Here is a 21,030-nt window from a genome sequence, read left to right on the forward strand (position 1 = left end):
GATGAAATTAAAGTTCAGAAAAATTGCATATCAGTTACATCTATGGCTCGGACTCACGTCCGGGCTTATAGTTGTTATTATGGCCACTACAGGATGTATCCTGTCTTTTGAAGAAGAATTAAAACATCTTGTTCATCCCAACAGATATTATGTTGAAAACATTGGAAGGAAAAAACTATCATTGTCAGAACTTACGGAAAAAGCAGAAAAAGCACTTCCTGAAGGTTTAAAGGTCAAAAGAGTAATAATGTCTTCCGATCCTGCACAAACCTATGTATTCCGAACCCTTAAAATGAATAATGAAGCATGGACCTATTGGGGAACTTATCTTTATTATTACCGTGTGTATATTGATCCTTATACCGGAAAAGTACAGGAAGTGGAAGATGCCAAAAAGGATTTTTTTGAAATTGTACTGGATCTTCACAGAAGGCTTTTGCTGGGTGAAAAAATAGGGAAAACAATTACCGGTTATTCCACACTGGTGTTGGCGATCATTCTTTTTTCGGGGCTTGTGATATGGTATCCCCGTAAAATGAGCAAAAGCATGCTGAAAGGAATGTTTTTCATTAAATTATCAGCCAACTGGAAAAGAATCAACTATGACCTTCATAATGTACTGGGATTTTATTCCGTAATTCCTTTGCTTCTGATCTCTTATTCCGCTTTGATATGGAGCTTTGAAGATGCAGACAAATGGATAAAGAATACATTAAATGGAAACATTCCCACAGAAAAGAAAGCCAAAAGTACCATTCCTTCCGGAGAGTTTTCAAACCGGGAACATATTCTCAATCTGATTGGAACCACCATGGAAAATGGACTTAAAAACAAAAAATCAGCGCTTATCAATTTTCCAAGATCAGAGGAAGGAACCTTTTATGCAGAAATTACTTATGATGGACGACAATACAGAAACGAACAGTTTAATTTTGATCAGTATTCAGGAGGTATTGTAAAATCTAAATCTTATAAAAACAAAAATATCGGATATGGAACCGCATTGAGAGAAAGAAATTATGACCTTCACACCGGAAGTATTTTGGGATTAACGGGCAGAGTCATTTATTTTCTGGCAGCAATGATCGCAACATCACTTCCCATTACAGGGTTTATCATCTATTTAAACAGGAAAAAGAAGAAACCAAAACATAAGAAAAACAAAATAGTTTATCCTTCTCATCATTAATAATAGCCTCTGGAAAGGGGCTTTTACTTTTTTAAACCACAAAATCACAAAAGATTTATTTTATCCGTTTAAATAAGTTTAAAATGATACCGCAGAACAGTTTATATAAGATGAAAATCAAAGATTTTAAAAACTTAGGTGTACTTTATTATGTATGAAATTTAGCTTAAAAAACTTAAGTGTTTAAAAACTTTTGTGACTTTGTGGTTAAATTTAAAAGGTTAAAACGTCATATTATCCAGTATCGATTTTATCGAAGATAAAATCCTTGCGCCTTAAAACAAGTTCTCTTCATCTCAATTGCGCCCTTGCGTTTTCCAACTAATAAAATAATCAGCTTATCAATTCTTTCACGTTTTTTGAAAAAACCTCAATCCCTTTATTCATTTCTTCAATATTCAGATCCCCAAATCCCAAACGCATCGCAGTCAGCCCTTTATTCTGATACAATAATGTTTTCGGAATAAAAAGATTGTCTTTTGCACAATTTCGGCTCAGCTGCATCAGATTCAGCGGAATATTCCATTCCAGCCAAATGGCCAGCCCTCCGGAAGGTTTCTGAAAAGATATCAAATCACCCAAATTTTCCTCCAGCAATCCGGAAAAATAATTACGCCTTTCCTGGTAGACTTTTAAAGACTTCTTAAGATAACGATTGATTTCTCCTTCTGCGATCATTTCTCCAAGTGCTCTTTCCATCAGAATATCACCCTGACGGTCTATAATTCCCAGGTATTTACGCATTTCTGTCATCAGATTTTCCGGAGCTACAATAAATCCTGTCCTGAACCCCGGAGCCAGAGATTTCCCGAAAGAACCAATGTAGATCACCATTCCATTGGTATCTGCGCTGGCTAAAGGAAGAATAGGACTTTTATCATAATGAAATTCATAATCGTAATCATCTTCGAGAATAATAAATCCGTATTCATTCGCTAATTCCAATAATTCAAATCTTCTCTGAGCACTTAGCGCAACGGTAGTAGGATAGTGGTGGTGGGGAGTTAGATAGAGCATCCGTATTTTCTGTTTTTTACAGGCTTCCCGTACGCTTTCTACGATAATTCCTTCTTCATCAATGGGAATCGAAACAATATCAACACCAGCTTTCATAAAGATCATGTTGACGGAAAAGTAACTCAAAGCACCCACCAATACGGTGTCACCGGCAGAAAGAAGAATTTCTGAAACAATATAAATACTCATTTCCGTACTTCTGGTAATAAGAAGGTTATTCTTGGAAATAGGAAGTCCGCGGGAAAGATTCAGGTATTGGGATAAATGTTCCTTAAAAAATTCACTTCCGTCATGATTGTAATGTCCAAAAGCTTTCTGACTGGATTTACGTTTCAAAATAGAACTGTAAAACCGGGAATGCTGTCCGATTTGCGTTAAACGGATATCTGGCACCCCATCATTAAAGACATACTCACAATCCGAGTGCTCAAAAGGATTATCTAAAATATTGGATGTTTTAAATGAAAAACCAGTCGTTATTGGATAGTTTTGAAGGTTATTTTGCTCAAAATCGTTCACTTTCACGGATTTTTCCTGATCTTTTCCAATCACAAAAGTTCCTTTGTTCGGAAAACTCTCTGTCCAGCCCTGTGCCGACAGTTCATCATACGCTGCAACCGCTGTATTTCTATGGATTTCCAACATTTCACTGAAGGTTCTTGTTCCCGGAAGTTTTGTTCCAAAAGGTAAAACACCTCGCTGAATGGAATTGATCAGCTGATTCGCAATCTGCAGATAGATAGAAGTTTCTGATTTTCTATCTATTTTTATAAAACTTTCATAGGGAATTCTAACCGGACTATCCATAATATCAAAACTGGCACCATAGAACCATCCGGCAATATACTACTTTTGACATCAAAATAAAAATCTATGGAATTTCATCATCTGTTAAAAAGAATTGTACAGGACGGAAGTACCCACGCCAAATGGTTGAATACGCTTTCATTTATGGAAAATGCCGGTGCAAGAAAAATATCAAAATGTGAACATCCAACATTAGTTTCTCAGATCCAACTGAAACATGCAGCTGAAGAACACCGCCACGCTTATTACCTGAAAAAGCAGATTGGTAAAATAAATCCTGAACTCTGCAAAACCTACGAAAGCACAGAGCTTCTGGCACCTATTGCAACAAGCCAATATCTTCACTCATTGGATATAAAAGCCTGTCGCTACCTTCAGAAAGCTTTTAATCTTGATAAAACAGATATTAAATATGCTGCCTATCTTTTTGTAACCTATGCGATTGAAGTACGTGCTGACGAACTTTATCCTGTCTATCAGGATGCGCTTACTGAAGCTTCTTCTAAAATCATGGTAAAATCTATTATCCTTGAAGAAGAAGGACATCTGGAAGAAATGATCAACCAGCTCAACGAATTTTCACCAGATTGGAAAGACCATGCAGATCATATTCTGACCATAGAAAAAGAACTGCACGAAGAGTGGATGAATGCTGTTACAGAAGAAGTTGCTCAGTTACATTATGCTTAATAATATCCTTCGTTTTCAGCAGTCCCTTGACAAAAGGAAAGCGGAAGGAACATTAAGGCGGTTAAGGCTTCAATCTGAAGGAGTTGATTTTTATTCCAATGATTATCTGGGTTTTGCACAAAATAAAGAGCTTCAAAACATTTTGCTGCAGAAGATTATAGACAATCCTCAAATGCTTTCAGGAAGTACAGGTTCCAGACTGATCAGTGGAAACAGCGATGTTGCCACTTCGGTGGAACATTTTATTGCTCAGAAACATCATTTTGAATCGGCATTGCTTTTCCCGTCAGGATATAATGCAAACCTTGCTTTGTTTTCAACGCTTCCCAGCCGTCATGATGTTGTTATTGTGGACGAACAGATTCATCGGTCCGTACATGATGCGTGTCAACTTTCGAATGCTAAAAAATTGAAGTTCAAACACAATGATCTTGAAGATCTTGAAAATGTGTTAAAAAGACAGGAAGGTCATTGCTATATCGCCATAGAAAGTCTGTACTCGATGGAGGGAGATTTTGCTCCTCTTCAGGAAATTGCAGCGATTGCAGAACGGTATAAAGCTTCTTTAATTGTTGATGAAGCCCACGCTTTCGGAGTTTTTGGATATGGATTGATTGAAAAATATGAATTGCAGAAACAAGTTTCAGCAGCCGTTGTAACTTATGGGAAAGCCCTTGGAGCTCACGGAGCAGCAATTCTTTGCAGTGAAACGGTGAAATCTTATCTGGTCAATTTTGCGAGTCCGTTTATTTATACGACATCAGCGCAGGATTTTCAGTGGATAAGCATAAAAAGCGGATATGAATTTTTGGATCAAAATATTGAGCTGTCTAAAAAACTTCAGGATAATATCAGGATTTTCCGAAGCCAAAATCTAGATTATCCATCCGCAGAAACGAGTCCGGTTCAGGCTATTCTAATCCCGGATAACCAAAAACTGAAAACAGTACAGGACACTTTATCTGAAGAAGGATTTTTAACCTATGCCATTTACAGTCCAACGGTAAAAGAAGGTAGTGAACGCTTGAGAATATGCCTTCACAGCTTTAATACAGAACAAGAAATTATGAAACTGACAGAAATTATTAAAGAATTTATGTAAGGTATAATTTTTAAAACCCGAAACACGAATCCCAAATCAAAACATGAAATTATTTATAACAGGAATAGGAACCGAAATAGGAAAAACAGTTTGTTCAGCTGTTTTGGTTCAGCATTTTAAAACAGAATACTGGAAACCGATACAGTCCGGAGATCTGCATTACACAGACAGTCATAAAATTGAAGCATGGACAGATACCAGCTTTTGCCATCCTGAAACTTACCGTTTACAGCTGGCAGCTTCACCACATCAGTCTGCAGGAGAAGAAAATATTACCATCAATCTGAATGATTTTCAACTCCCAAAAACAGAAAACCCACTGATTGTAGAAGGAGCGGGAGGTCTTATGGTTCCCATTTCAGACACTACTTTTATGATTGATCTGATTGATGAATTAAACCTTCCGGCAGCATTGGTCGTAAGAAACTATCTGGGCTGCATCAATCATAGTTTACTCTCAATCTTAGCCTTACAACAGAGAGAAATACCATTGGAATATTTAATTCTTAATGGAGATTTCCCGGAAGATACAGAAAGAGTGATCTGCAGTTTTATCGAAAAAGAAACAAAAATTATAAGGATTCCAGAGATCAATCATACCGATAAGGAATCAATACAAAATGCTGCAAAGCAATTAACAATAACAAAAACAGGATAATGGATACTAAAACAACATTGAGAAACAACTGGACCAAAGAGGAAATTGAAGAAATTTATCATTTACCTCTGATGGAACTTATTTATAAAGCAGCAACCGTACACCGCGAATGGCATGACCCTTCTGAAGTGCAGATTTCTACATTATTATCCATCAAAACGGGTGGATGCCCTGAAGACTGCTCCTACTGCGGACAGGCAGCACGTTATCATACCAACATCAAAGTACAGGCCTTATTGCCAACTGAAACCGTAATTGCACACGCTCAGAAGGCGAAAGATTCCGGATCATCAAGATTCTGTATGGCAGCAGCATGGCGTGAAGTTCGCAATAACCGTGATTTTGACAGAGTAATTGATATGGTAAAAGGCGTAAATGAACTTGGTCTGGAAGTTTGCTGTACGCTCGGAATGCTTACGGAAGAACAGGCTTTAAGATTGCAGGAAGCAGGACTATATGCTTATAATCACAATCTTGATACTTCTGAACAGTATTATGAAGAAATCATTTCCACCAGAACTTTTGACAACAGAATCAATACGATCAATAACGTAAGAAAAGCAGGAATTACAGTATGTTCCGGAGGTATTATCGGACTTGGTGAAACCCACAGAGACAGAATTTCAATGCTTCTGACGCTGGCAACAATGCCAAAACATCCGGAATCTGTTCCCATCAATTCATTAGCAAGAGTAGCTGGAACTCCATTAGAAGATAATGAAAAAGTCGATACCTGGGAAATGGTAAGAATGATCGCTACCGCAAGAATTGTAATGCCATCCTCTATGGTAAGACTAAGTGCCGGACGTATAGAAATGTCAGAAACAGAACAGGCATGGTGCTTTATGGCAGGTGCCAATTCCATTTTCACGGGAGAAAGAGAAACATTATTGGTAACGCCTAATCCGGGAGTTTCTGAAGATATGCAGATGCTTCAGACCTTAGGGCTTAAACCTATGATGAAAAAAGAAACATGCTGCTAGTAAATTATAAATGATAAATAATGAGTGATGAGCTGGATTATTAGTATTATGATTTTTATTGCAGCATTGATATCTGATTTCATCAGTACTAGTATTAGTTTTTAACGCTAAGGTTCGCAAAGAAAGATTTTTAATTCTTAAAATATTTCGTTCGCAAGGGCATTCTATTTAGCAAAGCAGAATATTTCTTATTGCTGAGTGAAACGCCTTTGTGAGCTTAAAACAACAAGCATATATAATAAAACCTGGCGATCATAGCGTTAAAATTTAAAAACCACATTCTTCTTTACCACTTTTTAGATCAATATATGAATACAATAACAAAAGAAATCAGTCTGCAAGAGAGAGATAAAACGGTCAACTGGCATCCGTATACCCAGATGAAAACAGCTGATGATGCTATTCCTATTGTAAAAGGAAAAGGGATTTATCTTTATGATACCGAAGGAAAAAAATATATGGATGTTGTTTCATCATGGTGGGTTACCTTGCATGGACATTCTCATCCATACATTGCCAAGCGTGTTTTTGAACAGCTAAACACATTGGAACAGGTTATCTTTGCCGGCTTTACGCATGAACCGGCTGTACAGCTTTCAGAGAATTTACTGAAACTTCTTCCTGCCAGTCAGGAAAAGGTTTTTTACTCTGATAATGGTTCTACAGCGGTAGAAGTTGCTTTAAAAATGTGTATTCAATATGCATACAATCAGAAAAAAAAGAAAACAAAGATTCTCGCTTTTAAAAATGCATATCACGGAGATACTTTCGGAGCGATGTCTGTAAGTGGAAAAAGCTTCTGGACAAAACCTTTTGAAAGTATGCTGTTTGAAGTCGTTTTTATTGATACACCAAATGCTGAAAATCTGGAACACCTTCATGCACAGATTAAAGAACTTGCTGACGAAGTAGCATGTTTTATTTATGAACCACTGGTTCAGGGTGCTGCCGGAATGCTGATGTATGATGCCGAAGATCTTAGCCAGCTCATGAAATTCTGCCGGGAGGAAGGTATTCTAATGATTCAGGATGAAGTGTTTACAGGATTTGGAAGAACGGGTAAGCTTTTCGCAGCAGATTATCTTACAGAAAAACCGGATATTATGTGTTTTTCTAAAGGTTTAACGGGAGGTACGATGCCCATGGGAATCACCACATGTTCCAATGAAATTTATAGTGCTTTCCTGTCGGATGACCGTTATAAAACCTTATTTCACGGACATTCGTTTACAGCTAATCCTTTAGCCTGTACGGCCGCTCTTGCCAGTATGGAAATACTCTTGACAAACGAAACTCAAATGAATATCAACCGCATCACTCATCAACATTCAGAGTTTGCAAAAGCGCTTGCTTTTCATCCTCATGTAGAAAAGGTTCGCCAGATCGGGACTATTTTAGCTTTCGATTTTAAAACCGGGAATGGTACTTCTTATTTCAACGAAATAGGGAAGAAGCTTTACAATGAATTCTTACAGAGAGGAATCATTATGAGGCCACTGGGAAATGTGATTTATCTTGTTCCTCCGTATTGTATTACATCCGAAGAACTGGATTTTGTCTATCAGAATATTACGGAAGTTCTGGATCAGTTTAAAGATTAAATTGATCCTGTTCCGGTAATAATTATTTTTAATTTTTTTTAAATGTACCTTATAGGTTTTTGAAGCCTATAAGGTTTTTTATGTGTTTACAGTATCGAAAACTTTTTAAGGAATTATGGCTTATTTTTTGAATATTCCCTGATAAATATTTGGTATGCTGTCAGCTTTTCTCATACATCTTGATTGGAAAGAATTACTATTGGGACACGAAGAATGGTCTTTTCTTTTAGAGATCATTCTTCGTACTGTAATTATGTTTCTGGCTATTATCATCGGACTTAGAATTTTAGGAAAAAGAGGGGTAAAACAGCTCTCAATCTTTGAATTGGTAGTCATTATCGGTCTTGGATCAGCAGCAGGAGATCCTATGTTTAATAAGGATGTCGGAATTATTTCATCCCTTATTGTTTTTATTGTTATTATTCTCCTGTATTCTATTGTGACCCATTTCATCGGAAAAAGTAAAAATTTTGAAAATCTGGTTGAAGGAAAATCCATCTGTCTGATAGAAAATGGTGAATTTTCAATTAAAAACTTTCAAAAAGAAAATCTGGGGAGTGACGAATTCTTCGCGGAATTAAGGCTGAAAGGAGTTTCGCAACTTGGTCAGCTTGAAATGGCTATAGAAGAAATATCCGGAGAGATCAGTGTATTCTTTTTTGAAGATGAATCGGTAAGATATGGGCTTCCAATTATGCCGGGATCATTAAATAATCCTTTACAGTATATTCAGGAGGAAAGACATTACTCTTGTATATTCTGCGGGCATACAGAGCATAAAAAACCGGGTAATGCAGGAAGCTGCCCAAGATGCCAAAAAGAAGAATGGGTAGCTTCCAGTAATAAAAGACGTGTAACCTGACCTCTATCCTAATCCTCAACATATTTATTTCTCGCTGCCTTCAGTCCGAAATACAGCATCAGTAATACCGCACAGCTTAACAGATAGAATGAACTGTTCCATGAAATGTCCCAATCATGAAGCTTTCCAAACAACGGAGGTCCGAAAGCAGCGATCAGATAGCCTACGGATTGTGCCATACCTGATATTTTAACCGCATTAATGCTACTTTTCGTTCTTGTAGAAAAGAACAGGATTGACAAACTGAAAGACAGTCCATTAGATATCCCGATAATCACAGCATTCACATAAATCCATTGAGATTTCATGAAGACAAACATCATGGTACTTCCAAACATCAGAGTACATATGAAAAGGATCATAAGTCTCTGGTCTTTCATTTTACTGGCAATAATCGGGCAGCAGAATGTCACAGGAATCATCGTAATCTGAATGACAAAAAATACCCATCCGGAACTTTCTCCCTGCATATGATAATCTCCAAGAAACGAAGGAAGCCACGCTACGAGGCAATAATAAAATAGAGACTGCAGCCCCATAAAAATACTGATATTCCATGCCTGGGCAGATTTAAACATATTAAAATCAGAGGTGCTGAGTGCTGCTTGGGGTTGAGCCGGATTTCTTTTATTACATATAAATTCCAGTGATAAAACCAGAAATCCCAATGCGGCGATCACCAGCCATATTCCCAGAGAACCTTTCCATCCAAAACCTGTCAGTTCTCCAATTTTCACACTGAATCCGGAAGCTAATGCTGCTGTAAGATTCATTGATACAGCAAAAATTCCAGTCATAAGACCTATCTGCTTCGGGAAATTATTCTTAACATATCCCGGAGTAACCACATTTCCAATGCATATTCCCAAACCAATGAATATAGAACCTAAAAACAAAAGCCATAGAGAACCACTGATTCGTAAAAATAACCCGAAGCTTAAAATAATCAGAGAATACATCAGAAGTTTACTGATTCCGAATGTATTGGAAAACCTGCTCACCAGCACAGAACAGGCAGCAAACATAAACAGTGGAATAGAAGTGAGCAGACTCACCTGAAAATTATCCAGTTGTAAAGCATCTCTTACCTCTCCAAGAACAGGAGCCACTGCCACAATCGGAGACCTGAGGTTGCTGGAAATAAGTATAACTACCAGAACATTAATGATTAATAAAACATACGAAGCATTCTTTTTTACTTCATTCTTCATCATAATAAAAACTTTTGTACAAAATTAACACAGTAATTTTGTTTAATTTTGCCAAAGTTTTAACCTGAAACGACATGAACGCTAACGATACTATAAATATAGATGAACTGAAAAAGCCGTATTTTGTATGGTTTGAAGAAAACTGGATTCATGATAACGTTCTTCATCACCATCAGAAGGGACAGCTCGTATATGTAGAGAGTGGTTTTCAATATATTACCATTGAAGAAAAAATCTATCTTCTTCCTCAGAATCATGCGGTATGGATTCCTCCAAATGCTATCCATAAAACCAACTCCCATTCTGAAAAGATCAAGCTGATGATCATGTTTGCAGAAATCAGCACTCAGGAATCTTTCTATGATCAGGTGAATGTATTTTCTGTTCCTCCTGTTTTGAAAGAAATGATAAAATATTCAGAAAAATGGTCTAAGCTGGTGAAGCCGGATCATAATGAGGACGTATTTCTGAAAGCACTGTTCAACGAACTTCCGCGGTTTGCAGAATATTCTCTGACCTTTCATATCAGCCTCCCGAAAGATAAGCGCCTTGATAAAGTGATAGAGCATCTGCACACTCATTACCATAATGAGATCAGGATGGAAGACCTCAGTGATACAGCCCTCTTATCTTTCCGTACACTGGAACGTATTTTCAAAAAAGAAACAGGTCTTACCCCAAGTAAATATCAGCAAATGCTCCGTATTATCAAGAGTCTGGAATATTTGAGTTCCGGGAATCTTACGGTTTCAGAAACAGCTTATGAAGTAGGATACAGGAGTGTTCAGGCTTATACCAGAAGTTTTCAGTCTGTGATGAAATTCAGGCCTACTGATTTTATTAAAACCATTCAATAAGTTATAAACCTGTAAAAAAACTGTCATTTATTGTTGAAAAGGAGAGTTATCAACATTATAAAACTTCGCATATTCCTTTAAGTAAAAGTAATTAGTGGGATTGAAAAAGAAAATATTTCACATTTTGACCGCTTTTCCACTTCAATAGTCAATATTCAATTATGATATTATTGAAAATAAAAAGGTCTCCACGAATGGAGACCTTAAAAAAACACAAATGATGAAAAAAAATTATTTCGATTCACAAATATAAACAAAAATCATGTTATGCAAAACATCATAAGCTTATTTTTTTTAAAAAATATTTATTTCAGGTAAAAATAATTATTCCTTAAATGTTGTTCATTTTATTTAAGATTCCGAAATTACTGGTATAAAAACATATCTATTTAAATATAATTCGCTATTTGAAGAATTGCATGCATGTTTTTCGTCCAAAATAGAAAAATCATTAAAAGTGAATTATTATCAAAATAAGACGATGATGAACAGATATTCAAACAACCGTTTAACTCTTTTGTGACCCTGCTCATAAATTCTGTAAGTTTTTTGTACTACTTTGCTTAAAAACCCGTCCTATGAGTCCAAAAATATTTAAGGGAGTCCCTGCACAAAAATTCGGAGGCTTCCACGATACAGAAAGCAGAAAAGTATTTGACCAGGATCTGATTCCGGAAAAGTTTGAAATATTAAAAAAAAGATTCTTTTCAGTTAATCAATGGGAAAACTATAGTGGGAAAGCGTTTGCTGCATTTAAATTATATGATTTTGATGGTAATCCCGTAGATCGGGAACCTCAAAAAGGAGATTTTATCCGGATCGATATTCCGGGTCCGGGAGAACCTGAGGCTAAAGGGTACGATTGGGTAGAAATAACAGATATCTGTTTCTATCAGGATAGTTTTTCCGAAAGTATATCCATCACATGCAGGCCATCCGTAGATCCTCAAAATAAGAAAAGCCGTCATATTGCTCATTTTTACAGTGCTGCCGCCACCTCAACCTTTATGATAACCAGGAATATTGCGTATTTAAAAGCAGCTGTATACGGGCGAAATGAAAAGCCTAACCGAAACGCTAAGTTTCTGGATGTCATCCGGAATTTTGCAATTGCTATCGGCGGAATGATGGGAATTGCAAAAATACAGTGGAAGCAGCTTACTGATAGTTTTCTGGATTTTGATTAAAACGACTGTACCTTTTTTGACTTAGATCAAAGTTTTGTGTTAACTGTTCGGAGACCTTTGCACCCGAATATTTTAAACAAAATTTATGAGTACAACATTAGAAAAGGGACACACTATTAATTTCTATCAGGCAACAGCTCCTATTATCATTTCGGTATTTGCGGTCTACCTTACCATAGGAATTGCTTTGGGAGTACTTCCCGGGTTTGTTCAGAACACATTGGGTTTTAACAGTATTATTGTAGGACTTGTTATTGGTCTGCAGTCATTGTCTACACTTTTAACCCGAGCCTATTCAGGAAAAATTACAGATACCAGAGGTGCTAAAAGAAGCAAAATGTCGGGGGTAGTACTGGCGGTTATTGCCGGGGTTATTTATGTACTGGCTGTATTATTTCAGGCTCATCCTTTGCTGGCACTTTCCTTTCTTTTATTAGCACGAATTATTCATGGAATTGGCGAAAGTTTTCTGGTTACCGGAGCATTAACGTGGGGAATAGGTCTTGTGGGACATTCCAGCTCAGGGAAAGTAATGACATGGAATGGTATTGCCATGTATGCGGGAATTGCAATCGGTGCTCCAGTCAGTATCTGGTTAAGTAAAGAATACGATATGCTGCCTGCTTTCCTTCTCATTGCCTTTCTCCCGCTGGTAAGCTGGATTTCCACTGCAAAACTTCCTTCTGTTCCCGTGGATAAAGATCATGTACGGACTCCTTTCTACAAAGTAATTGGTGCCATATCCGGTCAGGGGCTGAGCCTTGCTTTTTCATCAATGGCTTTTGGATGTATTGCTTCTTTTATTGCTTTATTTTTCTCACAAAAGAATTGGGGAGATGCTTCACTTGCATTTATGATCTTTGGAGCTTGTTATGTATTGACCAGAATCTTCTTTGCTTCTTTTCCGGACAAATACGGAGGTTTTACAATCGCCCTGATCTCTCTGGTCATCGAAGTAGCAGGGCAAATACTGATCTGGACCTCTGCTTCCAAAACATTGGCTATTGTGGGATGTGGATTGACCGGGGTTGGATTTTCATTGATTTTTCCGGCTTTAGGAGTTCTTGCTATTCAAAAAGTAAAACCACAGATGAGAGGAACTGCACTAGGCGCCTATGTAGCATTTGTTGACCTTTCATTAGGCCTTGCTGGTCCTATTGCAGGATTAATTGCCGGTTGGTTTGATTATCAGGCTGTATATCTGTTCGGAGGAATCAGCTGTATGATTGCAATGATTATTTTACTATATAATAAAAAATAAAAATGGAAAATTCTATAATATCTCAAGCAAAAGAAACGCAAAAAATACGTTCCGCATTTACTGTTAAAAAGAAACTCTTTATGACACCGCATTTAATCCGTGTTATATTTAATATTGATAAAAACCAGGCTGAACTGTTGGCTCATGTAAAATCCGGATCTAATAATAAAATTTTTATCCCGGCTGGAGAGGAAAACACTCAGCTTGTCAGAACCTATACCAACAGAAAAATTGATCTTGAAAACCGTGAATTAAGTATTGATTTTGTCGCACATGGTGATAACGGCCCGGCGTCTGCATGGGCATTAAAAGCCAGTCCCGGCGATATATTGGAAATAGGGATGAAAGAAAGTACAAGGCCTTTAATTCCTGAGGCTGATTTTTACCTGATTGCAGGAGATGCCACGGCATTGCCAGTGATTTGTGCCATTGCAGAACAGTTTCCATCGTATGTTAGAGCAAAAATACTATTGGAAGTGGCAGATAAAGAAGACCAGCTTATCCTGTGTTCTGCAGCAGATATTTCGGTTGAATGGCTGCATAATCCTCATCCCGAGCAAGGAAGCAAGCTTGCGGAAGTGGTGAAGTCTGTTCAGTTTCCCCCCGGAGTATTGAAAGAATATGTGTACATCGCCGCAGAATATGCCACTGTACATGAGCTTCGTACCTATTTCAAAACAACGCTGGAATGGGATCCGCATGGTATGTACATTTGTTCATACTGGAAAGCCGGGCAGGCAGAAAACCCATAGTTAGAACAGAATAAAAGCAGTAAGCAAAGCCATTTATTACTACTTTTGCTTACATGCAGGAACTTTTAACGTCATATATCAACAATAGAATATCAGTAACGGATGCAGAATTGGAAACAATTCTTTCCTATTTTATACCGGTCCGGTTAAAAAAGAATGAAATGCTTCTTTCCAACGGACAAAACAGCCAGAGAACATTTTTTGTTGTAAATGGCTGTCTCCGTATATTTTTCATCAATGAAGAAGGGCAGGATTCCACCCGATATTTTGCTTTTGAAAACCAGTTTGCCACTGCACTTACCAGTTTTATTACTTCTGAACCCTCTGAGGAATTTATAGAGGCCGTAGAGGATTCAGAAGTATATTATATTACCCATAAAAATTTTTATCATCTTCTGGATATTATCCCTCAGTGGGAAAAATTTTACAGGATATACCTGGAAACTGCTTATGTGAATAATACCAAAAGACTGATGTCTTTCCTTGTTCAGGATGCTCTTGAAAAATACCGTCAGCTTTTAGACGAAAACCCTGTAGTGGTAAGAAGGCTTTCCAATAAACTGGTGGCTTCCTATCTTAATATCTCACAGGAGACACTGAGCAGACTGAAGTCGAGGCTGTGATTTTTGTTTGATCAACCTAACATTATTACGGAGGTGTTTTTATTTATTTAAACTATTTTTAAACTGGCAAAAATTCTCAAAAAATTAATACCAGAGCCCTCTCAGAAAAAATTTAAGCCCTATATTTGCACTCATGTTAAAATGGTTCTCCATATTATGCTCAATGATGTATGTGCTGGCTACCACCAATGCGGGGGAAGTACTGAAAGTGCCTATGTTTGTTGAACATTTCATGGAATACCATGGAAGCTTTTCAGAATTTGTAATGGAGCATTATGATAACCACAAACAGGATTCAGACTGGGATACCGATCAGAAACTGCCGTTTATCAATCCGCCTATCGTACTTACTGTACACGCCCAGCTTCCGGAGCTTTCATTCGAAATAAAAAAACCTAAGGAAATTACTGTTTCAAAGAAAAGCAGTATCTACAAGGAAAAAGATTTTTCCAACCAATACCTTTCTCAGATTTTCCAGCCCCCACGGCTTTCTTAATTGACTTCACATTGAAAATTAATGCTTTATGTTCTTGCCTAAAGCAATGAATTCTTGTTATATATCAATTAATTCGTAATGCATTGTATTGATGCTTACCCTTAACCAGAGAAGTTACAAACGCTTGTTTTGATACTTTAGTTTTGGGAAGGATCTCAGCTTTTATAAGGCATTCCGGGTTACCAATTAATAGTTTTTCCATGTTAAATAAAATTATTGAGTTTTCTGTAAAGAATAAACTCATCATTGCTCTGTTTACGGTGGCTCTTATCCTCTTTGGAGTCTATGAAACCACTAAACTTCCTATTGATGCCCAGCCGGACATCACCAATAATCAGGTTCAGATCATTACCACTGCTCCTTCTTATGGTGCAGCAGATATAGAACGCCTTGTTACATTCCCAATTGAACAGGCTACCAGCAATATCAGCGGAATTACAGAACTGAGAAGTTTCTCCCGTTTCGGACTTTCATTAGTCACTGTAGTTTTTGATGACAAAACTGATGTCTATTGGGCTCGTCAACAGGTCCAGGAGCGCTTACAGCTTGTTCAGGACAACATCCCGGCCGGAATCGGCAAACCGGAATTAGGACCCATTTCAACAGGATTGGGCGAGATTTTCCAGTATGTGGTAAGAGCCAAAAAAGGTTACGAAAATGTGTATGACGAAACAGAACTTAGGACGATCCAGGACTGGGTGGTCAGAAGACAGCTTCTTGGAACCAAAGGTGTGGCGGATGTCAGCAGTTTCGGAGGAAAACTGAAGCAATACGAAATCGCCATTAATCCTAATCAGTTACAGGCATTTAATATCAATATCAATGATGTTTTTGCTGCGCTGGAGAAAAACAATCAGAATACAGGAGGTGCTTATATTGAAAAGAAAGAAACTGTTCTGTTTATCCGCAGCGAAGGACTTCTGGGAAGTACGGAAGATATCGGAAGCATTCAGGTAGCGGAAACCAAAGAAGGAGTTCCAGTGCATATTAAAGATGTAGCATCTGTAAAAATAGGATATGCGACAAGGTATGGTGCTATGACTTATAATGATACCGGAGAAGTATCCGGAGCGATTGTTCTGATGCTGAAAGGAGAGAATGCGAATGTAGTGATCGGAAATATTAAACAAAGACTCGAAAAAATTCAGGAATCCTTACCGGAAGGAGTTGTGATAGAGCCTTTTCTTGATCGTGCTAAAATGGTGAATAACACGATCAGTACTGTAAAAACAAACCTGATGGAAGGGGCTCTTATTGTGGTTTTCATTCTGGTGTTATTTCTGGGAAATTTTAGGGCAGGATTACTGGTGGCTTCTGTTATTCCTTTGGCTATGCTTTTTGCCATTATCATGATGAACATTTTCGGTGTAGGAGGAAATCTGATGAGCCTTGGAGCGCTGGATTTCGGTCTTATTGTAGACGGAGCCGTCATTATTGTGGAAGCTGTACTGCATCAGCTTGCCCATAAAAAGCATTTCGGAAAAGACAATATGCTCAGCAAAAAAGAAATGGATGACCAGGTTTCCGGTTCTGCCACCAAAATGGTTAACAGTGCGGTTTTCGGGCAGATTATTATCTTAATTGTCTATCTTCCGATTTTTACGCTTCAGGGAATTGAAGGGAAAATGTTCAAACCTATGGCTCAGACTGTTGCTTTTGCCCTGATTGGAGCATTTATTCTTTCCCTGACTTATATTCCGATGATGAGTTCTCTGGTATTAAGCAGAAAGAAAAAGGAAAAAGAGAATATTTCAGACCGCGTGATGGGCAAAGTGGAAACCGGACATCAGAAGCTACTGATGAAAGCTCTTAAATTCAGAAAAACTATCATCATTGGGGTGCTGATTCTGTTTGCAGGTGCTGTTTTTACCCTTTCCAGAATGGGTGGAGAATTTATTCCGTCTCTGGAAGAAGGTGACTTTGCTGTCGAAATGAGGATTCTTCAGGGAAGTAATATCAATGAAACCAAAAAAGCTACCACTCAGGCTGCACACATCCTTTTGACACAGTTTCCTGAAGTAGAAAAAGTGGTGATGAAAATTGGAAGTGCAGAAATTCCCACAGAACCGATGCCCATGGATTCCGGAGATATGATTGTTGTTTTAAAGCCAAAAAAGAAATGGACTTCTGCAACAACATTTCCTGAACTTTCGGACAAGATGAGTAAAGCATTACATGTTATTCCCGGACTGACAACCAGTTTTCAGTTTCCTGTACAGATGCGTTTCAATGAGCTTATGACGGGAGCAAGACAGGATGTGGTCTGTAAAATTTATGGTGAAGATCTTGACAGCCTTGCCGCCTATGCAAAAAAGATGGGAAGCATCATCAACACTGTAAAAGGTGCTCAGGATCTTTATATTGAACCGGTGGTAGGTGCTCCGCAGGTTGTGATTGATTATAACCGTTCGGAACTGTCCCGATATAATATTTCGGTTGCGGAAATCAACAGAGTGATCAATATGGCTTTTGCAGGGCAGACCGCAGGTGCTTTATATGAAGGCGAAAAAAAGTTTGATATCGTGGTGAGAATGGATAGTGAACATAAAAAAGATATCACCAGCATTCAAAACCTTTTGGTTCCTACTGCTTCAGGAGAGCAGATTCCTCTGTCACAATTGGCGAAAGTGGAACTTAAAAACAGTCCGAACCAGATCCAGAGGGAAGATACCAAAAGAAGAATCATTGTAGGTTTCAATGTAAGAGGAAGAGATGTGCAGAGTATCGTGGAAGAGCTTCAGCAAAAGGCAGGTAAAAGCCTAAAATTATCACCAGGATACAGTGTCTCTTACGGAGGTGCTTTTGAAAACTTAAATGAAGCTAAAGCAAGGCTGGGAATTGCTGTTCCTATTTCGTTGGTGATGATTTTCCTGCTGTTATTCTTCGCTTTCGGTTCTGTAAAACACAGCTTACTGATCTATACTGCCATTCCGTTATCTGCGATAGGAGGTGTTTATTTTCTGGCGTTGAGAGGAATGCCTTTCAGCATCAGTGCAGGGGTAGGGTTCATTGCTTTATTTGGAGTTGCCGTACTTAATGGAATTGTTTTGATATCAGAATTTAACCGATTGAAAAAGAACGGAATAACCAATACCAGCAGAATTGTACTCATGGGTACAAAAATCAGGCTTCGTCCGGTTTTAATGACTGCGTTTGTGGCTTCTCTGGGGTTTCTTCCCATGGCCATCAGCAACGGTGCAGGAGCAGAAGTACAGAGACCTTTGGCAACCGTAGTCATCGGAGGATTGATGCTTGCAACTCTTTTAACCCTGTTTGTCCTCCCGATTTTATACGTCCTGTTTGAACATATTAATAAAGATAAAATTAAATTCTCAAAAAAACTCAATTATAAAAAACTGTATGTTTTCTTGTTGTTAATGGCCTTCGGAATCAATCAGGCTCAGGAAAACATCACCTATGAACAGGCTTTGGAAAAAGCCTATCAGCAGAATGGAACGCTTAAAAATTCAAAACTGGTATCAGATTATCAGGAGAAACTGAAAGCCAGTTATCTGGATATTCCCCAGACAGAAATTACCGGTGGATTCGGACAAATTCAGGGCGAGGAAACGGATAATTCTTTCGGGATTTCTCAAAGATTCAGTTTTCCTACGGTGTATTCAAAAAGGAGACAAATGCTGGATGCAGAATGGTCTTCCAGTGTCATCAATCAGAATCTGACCAAAACACAGCTTACCAAAGAAGTAACAGACGTTTTCTACAGAATACTTGTGCTGCAGGAGAAGAAAAAAGTGCTGGAATACATCAGCCAGCTGTATCATAATTTCGCAGACAAAGCCGGATTAAGATTAAAAAAAGGGGAAGCCAATATTCTCGAGGAATCTACTGCCCAAATTCAGAACGAACAGATAAAAGTACAGTTGAATACCCTTGAAAATGATCTGAATGTGGCAAAACTTCAGCTTCAGCTATTGCTCCAGTCAGAGGTTCCTTACCAGCCTGTTGCTGATCGACCCATTGTGAATATTGGCCTTCAGGTTTCAGAAGAAATGGTAAAACAACATCCTGAGCTTCAGTATCTGCAGCAGCAGATTAAAGTAGGAGAGGCAGAAGTACAGCTTGAAAAAAGCAGACTGCTTCCTGATCTGCTTGTAGGATACACGAATCAGAGCATGAAAAACATCAATAACAACCGTTTCAATTCGGTTCAGGTGGGAGTGGGCATTCCGTTGTTTACCAAAGGACAGAGGGCTTTGGCAAAGGCTGCACAGGCTAAAATTGCGATCTCAGAAAATCAGTACCAAAGAAAAGAAATTGAGCTTAAAAACAGATTGAAACAACAGCTGAATAATTACATGAACCAACAGCAGATCATTGAAAATTATGAACAAAAACAGCTTCCCAAGTCCGAGACCATCTTAAAAACTGCTCAGAAACAAATGGAAGTAGGAGAAATAGATTATCTGGACTGGGTCATACTGGTGAATCAGGCCGTAAAAACCAAAGCAGATTATATTGATCAGCTGGAAAAGCTTAATCAGACCGCAGCCGAACTTCAATTCCTAATTTCAAAATAATACATCATGCATTTCAACAATATATCACTATACAGCCTTGCTTTAGTTCTTATTTTATCTTCATGCTCGGGGAAAAAAGAGGAAGAAAAAACGGTTTATGAAAACACCCAATTTTCTAAGAACGACAAAAACTCTGTGCAGCTTACAGAAAAACAGATTCAGTCTGTAGGACTGACAGTAACCACCATCCAGAACAGGAATATGGAAAAGCTGGTGAAACTTAATGGGAAAGCAGAAATTGCCCCCTCACACATCAGTTTGATTTCCAGTATTATGGGGGGACATATCAAGTCTATTAATGTGATCAATGGAAGCCATTTCAGCAAAGGACAGGTGCTTGCTGTGGTGGAAGATCCGCAGTTTATACAGCTGCAGCAGGATTATCTGGTAACAAAGGCCCAACTTGAAGCGGCAAGACTGAATTTTAACCGTCAGAAAGATTTGAACACAAGCAAAGCCAGCAGCGACAAGACCCTACAGACCGCCCAGGCAGATTATTCCACTTTAAACGCTACTTTAAAAGGGTTGGAAGAAAAGCTGAGAATTATCGGAATCAATGCCAAAGGTTTGAATACCGGAAATATCAGAAGTAAAATCAATATTTATGCACCATTTACAGGTTTTGTAAGCAAAATTCTCGTGAATAACGGTCAGTATATCAATCCGGCAGATACTTTATTTGAACTCATTAATCCGGCTGGATTACTTTTAGAATTAAAAGTTTTTGAAAATGATGTGAATGATGTAAAAGTGGGCCAGGAAATTCTGGTGTACAACAATCAGAATCCGGATGTGAAATCAAATGCTAAAATTGTCAGCGTAGTTCCCAGTATTGAAAACGGAGGTTCTGCAACAGCAATTGCCAGATTATCTTCTGTGAATACGGAATTCGTAAAAGGAATGTATGTGAATGCGGAAGTGAATATCAGCAGCCGTTATACACAGGGACTTCCCAACGAAGCAGTAGTTTCATTTGAAAATAAGAATTATGTTTTTGAAGATCTTGGAAAATCAAATTACAAAATGATTCCTGTCGTAACCGGAATTTCTGATGACCAGTTTACAGAGATTTTGAAAGCTGATGTTTTAAAGGATAAGAAAATCGTACAGAAAGGAGCCTACAGCCTGCTGATGATGCTTAAAAACAAAGCACAATAATTAAAGTGAAGCCAGAAAAACTTTTAGTTTGAAAATAC

The 21,030-nt window shown here is 38.0% G+C and carries 17 protein-coding genes; 15 read left to right on the forward strand and 2 right to left on the reverse strand.

Annotated elements, in window-relative coordinates; translation table 11 throughout:
• Position 1: 1 nt before the first annotated feature.
• On the forward strand, positions 2–1,189 hold the full coding sequence (locus FB551_RS06195; protein ID WP_142016041.1) for a PepSY-associated TM helix domain-containing protein: 1,188 nt from the start codon (positions 2–4) through the stop codon (positions 1,187–1,189).
• A gap of 333 nt (positions 1,190–1,522) precedes the next feature.
• Here the strand turns inward: FB551_RS06195 and FB551_RS06200 are convergent, their stop codons facing one another.
• On the reverse strand, positions 1,523–3,013 hold the full coding sequence (locus FB551_RS06200) for an aminotransferase-like domain-containing protein (RefSeq protein WP_142016043.1): 1,491 nt from the start codon (positions 3,011–3,013) through the stop codon (positions 1,523–1,525).
• 66 nt (positions 3,014–3,079) lie between these two features.
• Between FB551_RS06200 and FB551_RS06205 the strand changes: the two genes are divergently transcribed.
• From FB551_RS06205 to FB551_RS06230, 6 genes are all read left to right on the forward strand, one after another.
• Positions 3,080–3,703, forward strand: a complete 624-nt coding sequence (locus tag FB551_RS06205; protein WP_142016046.1) for a hypothetical protein — start codon at positions 3,080–3,082, stop codon at positions 3,701–3,703.
• Positions 3,696–4,805: an aminotransferase class I/II-fold pyridoxal phosphate-dependent enzyme gene (locus FB551_RS06210; RefSeq protein ID WP_142016049.1), complete on the forward strand. Its 1,110-nt coding sequence runs from the start codon at positions 3,696–3,698 to the stop codon at positions 4,803–4,805. The genes FB551_RS06205 and FB551_RS06210 overlap by 8 nt, the downstream gene beginning before the upstream one ends.
• Before the next feature lie 43 nt (positions 4,806–4,848).
• A complete protein-coding gene (bioD, locus tag FB551_RS06215; RefSeq protein WP_142016051.1) occupies positions 4,849–5,463 on the forward strand; it encodes a dethiobiotin synthase in 615 nt (204 codons plus the stop codon).
• Positions 5,463–6,446, forward strand: a complete 984-nt coding sequence (gene bioB / locus FB551_RS06220; protein ID WP_142016054.1) for a biotin synthase BioB — start codon at positions 5,463–5,465, stop codon at positions 6,444–6,446. Before bioD ends, bioB begins: the two co-directional genes overlap by 1 nt.
• 308 nt (positions 6,447–6,754) lie before the next feature.
• Complete coding sequence (bioA, locus tag FB551_RS06225) at positions 6,755–8,047, forward strand: adenosylmethionine--8-amino-7-oxononanoate transaminase (RefSeq protein ID WP_142016056.1); 1,293 nt, start codon at positions 6,755–6,757, stop codon at positions 8,045–8,047.
• A 154-nt stretch (positions 8,048–8,201) separates the two neighbouring features.
• Positions 8,202–8,909 (forward strand): DUF421 domain-containing protein, encoded by a 708-nt coding sequence (locus FB551_RS06230; protein ID WP_047430450.1) that lies wholly within the window; start codon positions 8,202–8,204, stop codon positions 8,907–8,909.
• A gap of 8 nt (positions 8,910–8,917) precedes the next feature.
• Here FB551_RS06230 and FB551_RS06235 read toward each other — a convergent pair whose 3' ends face one another.
• On the reverse strand, positions 8,918–10,123 hold the full coding sequence (locus tag FB551_RS06235; protein ID WP_226798630.1) for a CynX/NimT family MFS transporter: 1,206 nt from the start codon (positions 10,121–10,123) through the stop codon (positions 8,918–8,920).
• A gap of 71 nt (positions 10,124–10,194) precedes the next feature.
• Here FB551_RS06235 and FB551_RS06240 point away from each other — a divergent pair, with 71 nt between their 5' ends.
• The 8 genes from FB551_RS06240 to FB551_RS06275 all read left to right on the forward strand — a co-directional run bounded on the left by FB551_RS06240 (position 10,195) and on the right by FB551_RS06275 (position 20,992).
• Positions 10,195–10,977 carry a helix-turn-helix domain-containing protein gene (locus FB551_RS06240; RefSeq protein ID WP_142016059.1) on the forward strand — a complete coding sequence of 261 codons (783 nt, stop codon included), beginning with the start codon at positions 10,195–10,197 and terminating at the stop codon, positions 10,975–10,977.
• A 578-nt stretch (positions 10,978–11,555) separates the two neighbouring features.
• Positions 11,556–12,164, forward strand: a complete 609-nt coding sequence (locus FB551_RS06245; RefSeq protein ID WP_052186958.1) for a hypothetical protein — start codon at positions 11,556–11,558, stop codon at positions 12,162–12,164.
• 85 nt (positions 12,165–12,249) lie between these two features.
• A complete protein-coding gene (locus FB551_RS06250) occupies positions 12,250–13,425 on the forward strand; it encodes an MFS transporter (protein WP_142016062.1) in 1,176 nt (391 codons plus the stop codon).
• Between the two features lie 2 nt (positions 13,426–13,427).
• The gene (locus FB551_RS06255) at positions 13,428–14,177 is read left to right on the forward strand and encodes a siderophore-interacting protein (protein WP_142016064.1); all 750 of its coding nucleotides are present in this window, start codon (positions 13,428–13,430) and stop codon (positions 14,175–14,177) included.
• A gap of 53 nt (positions 14,178–14,230) precedes the next feature.
• On the forward strand, positions 14,231–14,800 hold the full coding sequence (locus FB551_RS06260) for a Crp/Fnr family transcriptional regulator (protein WP_047430438.1): 570 nt from the start codon (positions 14,231–14,233) through the stop codon (positions 14,798–14,800).
• A 133-nt stretch (positions 14,801–14,933) separates the two neighbouring features.
• Positions 14,934–15,296: a hypothetical protein gene (locus tag FB551_RS06265; RefSeq protein ID WP_142016067.1), complete on the forward strand. Its 363-nt coding sequence runs from the start codon at positions 14,934–14,936 to the stop codon at positions 15,294–15,296.
• A 200-nt stretch (positions 15,297–15,496) separates the two neighbouring features.
• Complete coding sequence (locus FB551_RS06270; protein ID WP_142016071.1) at positions 15,497–19,834, forward strand: CusA/CzcA family heavy metal efflux RND transporter; 4,338 nt, start codon at positions 15,497–15,499, stop codon at positions 19,832–19,834.
• A 6-nt stretch (positions 19,835–19,840) separates the two neighbouring features.
• Entirely contained in the window at positions 19,841–20,992 is a 1,152-nt protein-coding gene (locus tag FB551_RS06275) for an efflux RND transporter periplasmic adaptor subunit (RefSeq protein ID WP_142016074.1), read from the forward strand.
• Positions 20,993–21,030 lie beyond the last annotated feature (38 nt).

It is taken from the genome of Chryseobacterium aquifrigidense (assembly GCF_006716485.1).
Classification (GTDB): domain Bacteria; phylum Bacteroidota; class Bacteroidia; order Flavobacteriales; family Weeksellaceae; genus Chryseobacterium; species Chryseobacterium vietnamense.

What these genes read in the sequence shown, in the direction of transcription:
- FB551_RS06270 (WP_142016071.1), top strand. Translation starts at nt 15,497, where the DNA reads ATGTTAAATAAAATTATTGAGTTTTCTGTAAAGAATAAACTCATCATT.
- bioA (WP_142016056.1), top strand. Translation starts at nt 6,755, where the DNA reads ATGAATACAATAACAAAAGAAATCAGTCTGCAAGAGAGAGATAAAACG.
- FB551_RS06205 (WP_142016046.1), top strand. Translation starts at nt 3,080, where the DNA reads ATGGAATTTCATCATCTGTTAAAAAGAATTGTACAGGACGGAAGTACC.
- FB551_RS06235 (WP_226798630.1), bottom strand. Translation starts at nt 10,123, where the DNA reads ATGATGAAGAATGAAGTAAAAAAGAATGCTTCGTATGTTTTATTAATC.
- FB551_RS06200 (WP_142016043.1), bottom strand. Translation starts at nt 3,013, where the DNA reads ATGGATAGTCCGGTTAGAATTCCCTATGAAAGTTTTATAAAAATAGAT.
- FB551_RS06255 (WP_142016064.1), top strand. Translation starts at nt 13,428, where the DNA reads ATGGAAAATTCTATAATATCTCAAGCAAAAGAAACGCAAAAAATACGT.
- bioB (WP_142016054.1), top strand. Translation starts at nt 5,463, where the DNA reads ATGGATACTAAAACAACATTGAGAAACAACTGGACCAAAGAGGAAATT.
- FB551_RS06250 (WP_142016062.1), top strand. Translation starts at nt 12,250, where the DNA reads ATGAGTACAACATTAGAAAAGGGACACACTATTAATTTCTATCAGGCA.
- FB551_RS06195 (WP_142016041.1), top strand. Translation starts at nt 2, where the DNA reads ATGAAATTAAAGTTCAGAAAAATTGCATATCAGTTACATCTATGGCTC.
- FB551_RS06210 (WP_142016049.1), top strand. Translation starts at nt 3,696, where the DNA reads ATGCTTAATAATATCCTTCGTTTTCAGCAGTCCCTTGACAAAAGGAAA.
- FB551_RS06265 (WP_142016067.1), top strand. Translation starts at nt 14,934, where the DNA reads ATGTTAAAATGGTTCTCCATATTATGCTCAATGATGTATGTGCTGGCT.
- bioD (WP_142016051.1), top strand. Translation starts at nt 4,849, where the DNA reads ATGAAATTATTTATAACAGGAATAGGAACCGAAATAGGAAAAACAGTT.
- FB551_RS06245 (WP_052186958.1), top strand. Translation starts at nt 11,556, where the DNA reads ATGAGTCCAAAAATATTTAAGGGAGTCCCTGCACAAAAATTCGGAGGC.
- FB551_RS06230 (WP_047430450.1), top strand. Translation starts at nt 8,202, where the DNA reads ATGCTGTCAGCTTTTCTCATACATCTTGATTGGAAAGAATTACTATTG.
- FB551_RS06240 (WP_142016059.1), top strand. Translation starts at nt 10,195, where the DNA reads ATGAACGCTAACGATACTATAAATATAGATGAACTGAAAAAGCCGTAT.
- FB551_RS06275 (WP_142016074.1), top strand. Translation starts at nt 19,841, where the DNA reads ATGCATTTCAACAATATATCACTATACAGCCTTGCTTTAGTTCTTATT.
- FB551_RS06260 (WP_047430438.1), top strand. Translation starts at nt 14,231, where the DNA reads ATGCAGGAACTTTTAACGTCATATATCAACAATAGAATATCAGTAACG.